Origin of the sequence: Streptomyces sp. NPDC048603 (assembly GCF_043199475.1) — a bacterium.
Classification (GTDB): Bacteria; Actinomycetota; Actinomycetes; order Streptomycetales; family Streptomycetaceae; genus Streptomyces.
Map to the genome: position 1 here is coordinate 586,589 of NZ_JBICVY010000005.1, position 10,370 is coordinate 596,958.

The window sequence follows — 10,370 nt, forward strand, 5'->3', positions numbered from 1 at the left end:
TCTCCAAGGGCAGGGGCTCAGGGGGTTACGGGGGACTCCGCGCGCTTGATGAAGGCGATCACCCGCTTTCCGCTGCCGTCCTTCAGGGGGCAGGCCGTCCACACGTCGGCTATCGCCGACACGAGGCACAGGCCGCGCCCGCTGCTCGCGTAGAGCGAGGGAATACGCGGCACCGGCGGCTGCGGGGACTTGTCCTCCACCTCGATCCCCACGACGCCCGCCTGCAGGGCGAGCGTCAGCGTGATCTCATCGACGGGCTCGGAGTCCGCAACAGGGGGCAGGACGCAGCCGGCGTCGGGAGTCCGGCCGTGCCGCTCGGCGTTGGTGGTGAGCTCGCTGACGATCAGTACGGCCTGGTCGAGGAGGTCTCCGGCACCCCACGCCGTCAGAGCGTTGCGGGTGAAGGACCGGGCCCTGCCCGGCGCCCTGTCGTTGGCTGTTAGCCGCAGGCTCGTCTGTTGCTCAGGGGCGTCAATTACGCTTCCCAGACTCGTGATTCGGTCCATGCTCGCCTTCTCGCAGCTCGTGCTAGAGCCCGTGGCGGGCTCGATCGGCCGTTTTGTCGGAGCACTCGAAGCGGCGGAGGTTCTGCAGCAGCAGTGCCGCCACCGGCGGGTGGATATCGCGCTGTGCGTCGGGCTGGAGGGAGGTGAGCCACCGTTGCCCGGAGCGTCCCGGAGACCGTCATCAGGCGTCTGGCTGGTCTTCACCGGTCTCCTCCCCAGCGAGGGCAGTTGGTGGTTTCGTTGACCAAGAGCGAACCGTGAATCACACCGCGGCGGTATCTCCGGACGGCAACCGAGGCCGTCAAACCCGTCAAAGATCGTTTTCGTGAACCGAGGTAGACGATGGCGCGCGAGCGAAACGTGAAGCTGGCCGACGCGATCGCGGAAACCGGCTGGTCGCAGCCGAAAGTGGCGGCTGCCTTCGTGAGGGTCGCGGCTGAGGTCGGCGCGCAGGAACTGCTGGGAACGAGCCGCTCGCACATCGCCATGTGGGTGGCAGGAACCCAGCCCTCCGGAAGAGCGCCCTCTATCTTGTGCGAGACGTTGTCGCGTCGGCTTCAACGCCCCGTCACCGCAGCCGAAATTGGGGTCTCCTTAACGGACATGGGTGCGGCCGCGGCGTCCGAGTGGCACGTCGATACGCTGACTGCGCTGGTAGACCTTGGGAGAAGCGACGTGGACCTCGAACGCCGCCGGCTGCTGGTCGGTGCCGCCTACTCGGTGGGCAGCCTGACCCTGCCCGGACAGCAGTGGTGGGACGAGGCTCCTCAGCGGGCGGAGTCCCGGCAGGCCGCGACGAGCCGCCGCGTTGGGGCCGCAGAGGTCAGTGCCGTACGTGAGATGACGGAGTTCTTCTCTCGGCGAGACCAGCGACACGGCGGCATGGACGGCCGCACGGCTCTCTACCGGTACCTTGTCGATGATGTCGCCAGATACATCGGCGGGGTGTTCACCAGCGACGACACTCGCCGCGCACTCCTCGCCGCTGCCTCAGAGGCGGTGTACGTCGCCGGCTGGATGAGCTTCGATGCCTCCCACCACGAAGCCGGGCGGCGCTACTTCACCCTGGCTCTCAAGCTCGCGGCCGAAGCCGACGACGCTCCGCTCGCCGGCCATATCCTGCGGGCGATGGCTCACCAGGCAACGGACCTCGGCCACCCGCAGACTGCTGTCGACCTCGCCACGGCCTCCGTCGAACGCAAGCGGTATACGTTGGCGACACCCCGCGAGAGGGCACTGCTCGGTGTGGTGCAAGCACGCAGCCTTGCCGCCGACGGGCAGAAACGGGCGGCGATCGCGGCGCTCCTGCGGGCTGAGGATGACCTTGCTGCGGCGGGCGCCGGTGATGAGGATCCGAGTCGGGTGTGGTTCTTCCAGAGGGCATCCCTGGCCCACGAGACCGCGCGCACCCTGTGGACGCTCGGCGATCTCGACGGAGCGCTCCGAGAGTTCAACAACAGCGTGCTGACGCGGAAGGCCGACGCCTTCAGCCGTACCCATGCGGTGACGTTGGGCTACATGGGCACGCTGCAGGCCCGCAAGGGCAACGTCGAGGCCGCGTGCATGACGTGGGCACAGGCGCTGGACGCGATGGAAGGCGTGCAGTCGGGCCGAGTGCGTGAGGCCGCCGTGAACATGCGAAGGGTGCTGTCCCCCTTCCGTAACCGGGGGATCAGCGCGGCGGCGGAGATCGACGAGCGCGCCAAGGCCGTACTCGAACGAGTAGCCTGACGGCGCCATGGTGGTGAAGGCGGACGGCCAGTGGTCGACCGCCTTGCTGTGCCGCGAGCGGAGAAGGGGGAAGGCGTGTCCGCAAAGTCCATCGAGGTGCCGGTGATCGCCGACGTGGTCGGAGGCCACAAGGGGCGGCTTGACGACTTCAAGGGTGGTGTGGAGTCGATCATCCGCCTGCGCCCGGAGTACCCGGTGGAGACGCTGCAGGGGATTGAGGAGTTCTCCCACCTCCAGGTCACCTGGTTCTTCAACTTCGGCTCTCCCGACGACGTTGCTCTCCACGCCCGCAGTCCGCGCGACAATCCGGCGTGGCCGGCGACGGGCACCTTCGTGCACCACAACCACCGGCGCCCGGCCCGGCTTGCGACCTCCTTTCCGCGACTGCTCCGCGTCGACGGACAAGACCTGCATGTTGCCGACCTAGACGCCGACGAGGGCACCCTCGTGGTGGACCTGGTCGCCGTCTTCAAGGAGTTCCTGCCGCGGGGCGCCGTCACACAGCCCTCGTGGCCCGGCGAGATGCTGCAGGACTACTGGAGGGACGCCGCCGAACGCTGATCCAGGGCGCTGATGACCCTCGTGCTCAGCGGGGGTTGATGGGGTCGCGCTGACAGCCGGAGGCTGGTGCCGCAGAGCCCCGGCCAGTTGCCCTTCAGGGTCCCGCCTCGTAGAAGGGTGCGGCTCGCCTTCGGTCTGTCGCCGACTCCGCCAGCGCCCGCACCCAGGTGGACTCCTTCGTCATTGCCGCCTGAGGAGCGGCCGTTCTGCCCTTCCTCGGGCCGCTACTGACCCACGCCCCCGCCGGCCTCCGCGAGCGCCGTCTGCGCCGTCGTCCGTCTGATCGAGCTGGGCCGGTTCCGCCGGACCGCGGCCTTCCGCCCCGCGAACTCCTCCTGGCCCTCGACTGTGCCTTCGACGTCCTCATGCTCGGCATCCTGGTCGCCGGGACCCCCTTCGCCGTCGAACTCATCGTCAGGGTCGCTCGCCCGCACGACGCCGGTGTGGGCATGGTTCCCGGCCTGGCCGCCATGCACTACGACTCACCGCAGTTCTTCGCCAACACCGAGGACTTCCACTGCTGCCCCACGGCAGCGCGTCGACGCCCAGACCGAGCCCGTTCATTGGTTCATCCTGAACGCGGAGTCGAACGTCGGATTAGGGCCGCTGCCAATTGATCAACGGGAGTCATGGATTTGGCTATCGACGGGACCGCGTAGCAGGAAGTCGTGCGCCTCCGAGAGCAGATCGCTCACGGCAGACGGGGACGGGCCCAACAGGACTGGAACATCTCGCAGGTGCATGTCAATCTACAACCTCCCCGATTATCCGGCGTTCCAGGGTGCTCCTTGTTGCGCCTTCTCGTCGTAGTCCAAGGAGGGCAGCTGCTTTGAGAATCCTGTTCGTGCGCTCAGAGGCCCGGGTGGCCTTGTAGCGAGCAGCGGGAGTATCCGATAGCTCGCGTATGCAGCCCGCCCGGTTGATGCCTTCGGCGGCGGCGCGAAATATAGCGGATGATCCCCGGTTTCCGAAACCGGGGATTGTGCGGACCATTGCCTCTGTTCGCGGTTGCTGCACTTGGCGGTGGGGCGAAGCGAACTCAGCTGTCCACCCGCCGTGAGGGTCTGAACGCAATGCGCTGTCCTGCCTTGCAATCGCGGCCACCTGATATGCAGAGATGAGAGGAAGTATGGCTCGCCCGCCTGCCTTGAAACTTGCGGAGGTCTTGGCGGAAATCCGCATGAGTCCGTCGGCGTTCTATCGGATGCGTGCTCGGGGGAACGCGCCCCGCATGATCAAACTGCCAAATGGTGAACTCAGGTGTCGTCGTTCCGATCTGGATGCCTGGTGGGAGGCTTGCGAGAAGGATTCTGACACTTGGCGCTGAGTTACAACGTTCGCTTCTGGGACATACGTGAGCGCCCGGATCGGCGTAAGCCATTCATGGTGCGGTGGACGGTCAGCGGGCTCGAAAAGTCCGAGTCGTTCATGACCTTTGGCCTTGCCGAGAGCCGGCGTTCGAAGCTGATGACGGCAGCCCGCGAAGGCGAGGCATTTGACGAAGAGTCGGGGCTGCCGGCGTCGGAGCTGCGAGCGCTACGGCAGAAGACGACATGGTATGACCTCGCACATGAGTACCTCGAGCAGCGGTGGGCTCGGACGCCCGGGAACACGCGTCGAACCCTTGCAGACGCCTTTGCCACCGTCACTCCCGCCTTGGTTCGTCCGGGATCCGTCTATCCGGAGCCGCGGGTGCTGCGGAGGGCGCTGTACTCCTACGCGTTCAACAAGAAGGCGTGGGAGCAGGAGCCGCCCGAGGAATGGAGGAAGGCGCTCGACTGGGTCAAGAGGCATTCCCTGCCCCTTGGCTCCCTGAATGAGGCCGCCGTCATGCGTCGAGCTCTGGACGCGCTGTGCCTCAAGCTGGATGGAAAGCCTGCTGCGGCCAAGACCACGCGCCGCAAGAGATCGGCGTTCAGTGAAGTGCTCAACATGGCTGTGGAGAACGGCTACTTCGTCGACAACCCCCTTGCGGGGATCAGGTGGAACGCTCCGTCGGTCGAGGACGAGGTCGACCCGGCTTCTGTGCCCAACCCGCTCCAGGTCGCTCGCTTGCTGTCGGCAGTGGGGCAGCAGCGGGGCCGTGGCCCCCATCTCGAAGCGTTCTTCGGCTGCATGTACTTCGCGGCCATGCGGCCGGCCGAGGTGATCCACCTCCGTCTCGAACAGTGCCACCTGCCGGAGACGGGCTGGGGCATGCTCAATCTGACGGGCGGCGTCGTCACCGCGGGCAAGGACTGGACGGACGACGGTGAGGTGTACGAAGTCCACTCGCTCAAGCGCCGTGCCGCGACGGCGACCCGACCCGTTCCCATTCCGCCGCAGTTCGTCCGCGTCCTGCGTGCCCACGTCGAGCGCTTCGGTGTCGCCCCGGACGGGCGGCTGTTCCAGAACCAGGCAGGCAACTACGTGGAGGCGGCGGCGTACGGGATCACGTGGTCGAGGGCGAGGGAGTACGTCCTGACCCGCACGGAGCTCGCGGCCGGTCTGGCGAAGCGGCCGTACGACCTCCGGCATGCCGGGATCTCGTTCTGGCTCCACTCGGGTGTCGACCCTGCTGAGTGTGCTCGGCGGGCCGGTCACAGCATCCATGTCCTGTTCAAGTACTACGCCAAGTTCCTCGATGGCGTTCAGGAGCAGGCCAACCGTCTCATCGAGCAGTCCATGGAGGAGTGGGACCGCGTCAGCAAGGGCGTGCCACCCACTCGGTGAGCCCGGTTTGGTCCGTGACTGGTCCGGAACAGCCGGTCTGGAGTGGGAGAGACGCGGGAGGAACTGGGAGGAACAGAAAAAATCGATGTCCGCGTCGAGCGGGTCGCGCCAACGGCGCCTGCCGGGCAAAAGCCCTGGTCAGGCGCCGTTTTTCGTGGCCCTAGAAGAAGCCGAGCCGCTTCGGCGAGTACGAGACGAGGAGATTCTTGGTCTGCTGGTAGTGGTCCAGCATCATCTTGTGGGTCTCGCGGCCGATGCCCGACTGCTTGTAGCCGCCGAAGGCGGCGTGGGCCGGGTAGGCGTGGTAGCAGTTCGTCCAGACGCGGCCCGCCTGGATGGCGCGGCCGGCGCGGTACGCCGTGTTGATGTCGCGGGTCCATACGCCCGCGCCCAGGCCGTAGGAGGTGTCGTTGGCGATCCGGATCGCGTCCTCGAAGTCGGAGAAGGAGGTGACCGAGACGACCGGGCCGAAGATCTCCTCCTGGAAGACGCGCATCCGGTTGTCGCCCTCGAAGATGGTCGGCTGGACGTAGAAGCCGCCGGCCAGTTCGCCGTCCAGTTCCTGGCGGCCGCCACCCGTGAGGATCTTGGCGCCCTCCCGCTGGCCGATCTCCAGGTACGAGAGGATCTTCTTCAGCTGGTCCTCGGACGCCTGGGCGCCGATCATCGTGTCCGTGTCCAGCGGGTGCCCGGGGACGATGAGTTCGGTGCGGGCGACCGCCGCGTCCAGGAAGTCGCCGTACCGGCCGCGCTCGATCAGCGCGCGCGACGGGCACGTGCACACCTCGCCCTGGTTGAGCGCGAACATGGTGAAGCCCTCCAGGGCCTTGTCGCGCAGGTCGTCGTCGACCGACCAGATGTCGTCGAAGAAGAGGTTCGGGCTCTTGCCGCCGAGTTCGAGGGTCACCGGCTTCAGGTTCTCCGCCGCGTACCCCATGATCAGGCGGCCGGTGGAGGTCTCGCCGGTGAAGGCGATCTTCGCCACCCGCGGGCTGGAGGCCAGCGGCTTGCCCGCCTCCTCTCCGAAGCCGTTGACGATGTTCACCACGCCCGGCGGAAGCAGGTCCGCCACCAGGCTCAGCCAGAAGTGGACGGAGGCCGGGGTCTGTTCGGCCGGCTTCAGGACCACGGTGTTGCCGGCCGCCAGCGCCGGGGCCAGTTTCCACACCGCCATCAGGATCGGGAAGTTCCACGGGATGATCGCCCCGATCACGCCGAGCGGCTCGTGGAAGTGGTACGCCACGGTGTCGTCGTCGACCTGGCTGAGCGTGCCCTCCTGGGCCCGCAGCGCGCCCGCGAAGTAGCGGAACTGGTCGATGGCCAGCGGCAGGTCCGCGGCCAGGGTCTCCCGTACCGGCTTGCCGTTCTCCCAGGTCTCGGCGACCGCCAGGGCCTCCAGGTGCTGCTCCATGCGGTCCGCGATGCGCAGCAGGATCGTCGACCGCTCGGCGGCCGGGGTACGGCCCCAGGCCGGTGCGGCGGCGTGTGCGGCGTCCAGGGCCCGCTCCACGTCCTCCGCGGTGCCGCGCGCGACCTCCGTGAACACCTCGCCCGTCACCGGGGAGGGGTTGGCGAACCACTGGCCCGCGTGCGGGTCCACGTACTCGCCGCCGATGAAGTGACCGTAGCGGGACGCGTACGACATGAGCGCGCCCTCGGTGCCGGGCGCAGCGAAACGGGCCATGAGGTTCCTCCCCTTGCCGGGCGCGGCCCGCCGTCGGGCCGCGCACGCCGGTGAGGTTAGGGACGTGCGGGTTGCGGACACGTTGCACGGCGCGGAGCTGCCGTCTCTTGCCCGGTGGGCCGGGTGGGTACGCCGAGCTCGGCGTCCAGGGCCCGTACGCGGGCCAGCGCGGCCGGACGGGCCCCCGGCGGCAGGGCCGCCGACAGCGCCCGCCAGACCTCGGGGTCGTCGGCGCCCCACGGCGTGCACACCCAGTCCGCCAGCAGACCGGCGTCGCCCCGGGCCAGCAGGGCGGCCCGCGCCTGCTCCTCGATGCGGCGGCGCAGCCGGACGATGCCCGGTGCGGTGGACGCCGGCAGCAGTGGTCCCCGGCAGCGGGTCAGCGCCGCCGAGGTCGCACCGGCAGCCAGCAGCCGCAGCACTGACGCGGAATCCGCCTCCAGGGGCCGGGCCGTGCGGTACGGCCGGGACCGCAGGACGTCCGGCCCGAGCAGGGTGCGCAGCCGCGACATCTCGGCCCGGAGCGTCACCGGGGACGCGGCCCCGTCCTCGTACAGCGCTATCAGCAGTTCGTCTCCCGACATGCCCTCGGGATGGTGTGCCAGGAGCGCCATGATCTCGCTGTGCCGCCGTCCCAGCCGGAGCCGCCGGCCGCCGCACACCAGGACCGCCTCGTCCCGGCCGAGCGCGTGCAGCGCGTCCCCGGACGGCGTCGGTTCCAGCAGCGCCAGCTGGGACTCGGCGGCCCGGGCCACCGCCTGTACGAAGGCCAGGGAGTGCGGGTGGGCCAGCCCGTCCCCGCCGGTGATGTCGACCGCGCCGAGCAGCCGTCCGCTCCGCGGATCCCGGACCGGGGCCGCCGCACAGGTCCACGGGTGGGCGCGGCGACTGAAGTGCTCCGGCCCGAACACCTGGACGGGCCCGCCCACGGCGACCGCGGTGCCGGGCGCGTTGGTGCCCATCACGGTCTCCGCCCAGCGCGCGCCGGGGACGAAGCCGAGCCGCTCCGCCCGCCGGAGGGTGCCCGGGTCGCCCTCGACCCACATCAGGCTCCCCGCCACGTCGCAGACCGCCAGCAGGTGGCGTTCGTGCGCGGCGAAGGCGCCGACCAGCTCACGGACGACCGGCATCACCCGGGCCAGCGGGTGCTGGTCCCGGTAGCTGTGCAGGTCGGCCTCAGGCCGGTCGGCCAGGCCGGTGCACTCCGGACTGACCCGGGCCTTCGCGCACCGCCGCCAGGACTTCGCGATCACCGGCCGGACCGGTGCCTCCACGCGCCCCTCCGCCGTGAAGGCGGCGTGCGCGCGGCGCAGCACCCGCGACCGCTCGACGGGGTCCGCGCCGCCCGGCAATGCCACCGACTGATCGTGCATGTCCGGCCTCCCGCCCCGCCCCGGTCCGTTGCCCGGACGCTCCTCCCCGGTGGGGAGCACGGTGAAACCGGCAGCGGTGCGCCGGAGCCGAACCGGCCGGAACCCGGCCGGTTCCCGACGGGAGCCTGTTGTCGGGACGAGGCCGTACGACCACCCCTTCACCCCTCCTCGGGTTCTTCGGGTTCTTCGCGTTCCGGTGCCGAGGTCGCGAGTGCCGACGCCGGGTCAGGCCCGGCCGGTCCCGCCGGGATCCACCGGCCGCCCTCCCTCCGGTACGGCCACCAGCGGCCCTCCCGGCCCAGCCGCAGCTGTGCCTCCCCGCCGGGCAGCGTCCAGCGAGCCCGGACCCGGCGCAGGCCGGCCGGCGCGTCCGCGCCGGCCAGCGCGGACGCGGCGCGGGCCAGGGTGCGCCGGTCCGGGGTCCAGTCCTCCTCCAGTGCGGCCAGAGCCGGGGCGCCGCCGAGATCCCAGGCCCGGACCGCGAGGTCCAGGGCGGCCCGGTCACGGCCCGAAGCCCGCGCCAGGCGGGCCCGTACGCATACGTCCGAGGTCGCGGCGGCCAGCCGGACCGCGTCCTGCGCCGGCGACAGCGCTGACCGGGGACCGGCGGGACCGGTGCCCGGCCCGGTGCCCGGCCCGGTGCCCGGACCGGGAAGCCGGCCCCGGTCGGGGCCGCCGACGGCCGCGAGTGCCTCCGCCAGCATCCGGTACGCCTCCCCGGCCGCGGCCTGGGCCAGCAGCTCCACCGCGTCCACGTCGAGCAGTTCCGGGTCCGGCTCGGACCCGGTGTCCAGGGCCGGGGGCTGCCCGGGCCCGTCCGGAAGGCCGGGGAGGGCCGGCAGCGGTGCCACGACCCGTCCGGCCGCGAAGACCACCGAGGCCGCGAGGGTCTCGCCCGCCGCCACCTCGCCCGCCACCCCGTCCACCGGCTGCGCCACCGCCCCGTCGGCCGGTCCGGCCGCACTCCGTTCCTCCAGCTGCTCCAGCACCTCCGGTTCCGCCCGGCCGCGCAACAGCAGCAGCACGAACGGGTCCTGGTCCAGCAGCCGGGCCACCTGGTAGCAGAGCGCCGCGGTGTGGGCACAGTGGTCCCACTCTCCGCAGTCGCAGCGCGGATCGAGGTCGCCGATGCCGGGCAGCAGGTCCACCCCGGCTGCCGCCGCGTCCTCCACGAGCTCCGGCGGCACGTCCCGGTCGAGCAGGGCCGCGATGTGCCCCGACCGGGCCGCAGCCACGTCCAGGAGGCGGTCCCAGTCCGCCCCGCCGAACTCCTGCACCAGCACGTCGGTCCGGTGCGCGGTGCCGTCAGGGTCCCGGACCACCGCGGTCAGCCGTCCCGGCCGGACCGACACCGCGCCGACCGCGGCCGAACGCGCGTACCGGCGGCCCTGCCTGAGCTGCTCGCCGTCCAGCACGCTGTCCTCGAGGGAACGAAGCCAGGCCTGTCCCCACCGGGTCCGGGCGAAGCCCCGCCCGGACGCGGCCGGCAGGGCGGGAAAGATCTTCTCGTGTCCGTGTCCGTGTTCGCGTCCATGTCCGTGTCCGTGTCCGTGTCCGTGTCGGGTCATCGGGCGGTCCTCCCGTCTCCTTCGGTACCCGCCGGCGTCGGCCGGAGCGCGACGAGGTCCGCCAGCTCGGCATCGGTCAGTTCGGTCAGCGCGCCCTCACCACCCGTCAGCACGGCCTCGGCCAGCGCGCGTTTGCGTTGCAGCAGTTCGGCGATGCGGTCCTCGACGGTGCCTTCGGCGATGATGCGGTGGACCTGGACGGGCTGGGTCTGGCCGATGCGGTAGGCGCGGTCGG

9 protein-coding genes are annotated in these 10,370 nt (G+C 70.4%); 4 read left to right on the forward strand and 5 right to left on the reverse strand.

Annotated elements, in window-relative coordinates; translation table 11 throughout:
- Positions 1-17 precede the first annotated feature (17 nt).
- Positions 18-506, reverse strand: coding sequence for an ATP-binding protein (locus ACGFQ9_RS15520; RefSeq protein WP_393574275.1), 489 nt, complete (start codon positions 504-506; stop codon positions 18-20).
- A 342-nt stretch (positions 507-848) separates the two neighbouring features.
- Here ACGFQ9_RS15520 and ACGFQ9_RS15525 point away from each other — a divergent pair, with 342 nt between their 5' ends.
- The 4 genes from ACGFQ9_RS15525 to ACGFQ9_RS15540 all read left to right on the forward strand — a co-directional run bounded on the left by ACGFQ9_RS15525 (position 849) and on the right by ACGFQ9_RS15540 (position 5,510).
- On the forward strand, positions 849-2,237 hold the full coding sequence (locus ACGFQ9_RS15525) for a Tat pathway signal protein (protein WP_393574276.1): 1,389 nt from the start codon (positions 849-851) through the stop codon (positions 2,235-2,237).
- A gap of 75 nt (positions 2,238-2,312) precedes the next feature.
- On the forward strand, positions 2,313-2,798 hold the full coding sequence (locus tag ACGFQ9_RS15530; protein WP_393574277.1) for a TrmO family methyltransferase: 486 nt from the start codon (positions 2,313-2,315) through the stop codon (positions 2,796-2,798).
- 1,129 nt (positions 2,799-3,927) lie between these two features.
- Complete coding sequence (locus tag ACGFQ9_RS15535; RefSeq protein ID WP_393574278.1) at positions 3,928-4,125, forward strand: helix-turn-helix transcriptional regulator; 198 nt, start codon at positions 3,928-3,930, stop codon at positions 4,123-4,125.
- Complete coding sequence (locus tag ACGFQ9_RS15540; protein WP_393574279.1) at positions 4,116-5,510, forward strand: tyrosine-type recombinase/integrase; 1,395 nt, start codon at positions 4,116-4,118, stop codon at positions 5,508-5,510. Before ACGFQ9_RS15535 ends, ACGFQ9_RS15540 begins: the two co-directional genes overlap by 10 nt.
- 160 nt (positions 5,511-5,670) lie before the next feature.
- On the opposite strand, the gene ACGFQ9_RS15545 is transcribed toward ACGFQ9_RS15540, so the two are convergent.
- The 4 genes from ACGFQ9_RS15545 to ACGFQ9_RS15560 all read right to left on the reverse strand — a co-directional run.
- Positions 5,671-7,194, reverse strand: coding sequence for an aldehyde dehydrogenase family protein (locus ACGFQ9_RS15545; RefSeq protein WP_393574280.1), 1,524 nt, complete (start codon positions 7,192-7,194; stop codon positions 5,671-5,673).
- A 56-nt stretch (positions 7,195-7,250) separates the two neighbouring features.
- Positions 7,251-8,567 carry a GAF domain-containing protein gene (locus tag ACGFQ9_RS15550; protein ID WP_393574281.1) on the reverse strand — a complete coding sequence of 439 codons (1,317 nt, stop codon included), beginning with the start codon at positions 8,565-8,567 and terminating at the stop codon, positions 7,251-7,253.
- Positions 8,568-8,725: 158 nt separating this feature from the next.
- Positions 8,726-10,135, reverse strand: a complete 1,410-nt coding sequence (locus tag ACGFQ9_RS15555) for an SWF or SNF family helicase (RefSeq protein ID WP_393574282.1) — start codon at positions 10,133-10,135, stop codon at positions 8,726-8,728.
- Positions 10,132-10,370: hypothetical protein (locus tag ACGFQ9_RS15560; RefSeq protein ID WP_393574283.1), on the reverse strand; the 239-nt coding region annotated here is incomplete at its 5' end. The genes ACGFQ9_RS15555 and ACGFQ9_RS15560, both read right to left, overlap by 4 nt.

Excerpts from the sequence above, each read along its gene's own strand:
- ACGFQ9_RS15520 (WP_393574275.1), bottom strand. The coding sequence starts at position 506 with ATGGACCGAATCACGAGTCTGGGAAGCGTAATTGACGCCCCTGAGCAA.
- ACGFQ9_RS15525 (WP_393574276.1), top strand. The coding sequence starts at position 849 with ATGGCGCGCGAGCGAAACGTGAAGCTGGCCGACGCGATCGCGGAAACC.
- ACGFQ9_RS15535 (WP_393574278.1), top strand. The coding sequence starts at position 3,928 with ATGGCTCGCCCGCCTGCCTTGAAACTTGCGGAGGTCTTGGCGGAAATC.
- ACGFQ9_RS15545 (WP_393574280.1), bottom strand. The coding sequence starts at position 7,194 with ATGGCCCGTTTCGCTGCGCCCGGCACCGAGGGCGCGCTCATGTCGTAC.
- ACGFQ9_RS15550 (WP_393574281.1), bottom strand. The coding sequence starts at position 8,567 with ATGCACGATCAGTCGGTGGCATTGCCGGGCGGCGCGGACCCCGTCGAG.
- ACGFQ9_RS15555 (WP_393574282.1), bottom strand. The coding sequence starts at position 10,135 with ATGACCCGACACGGACACGGACACGGACACGGACATGGACGCGAACAC.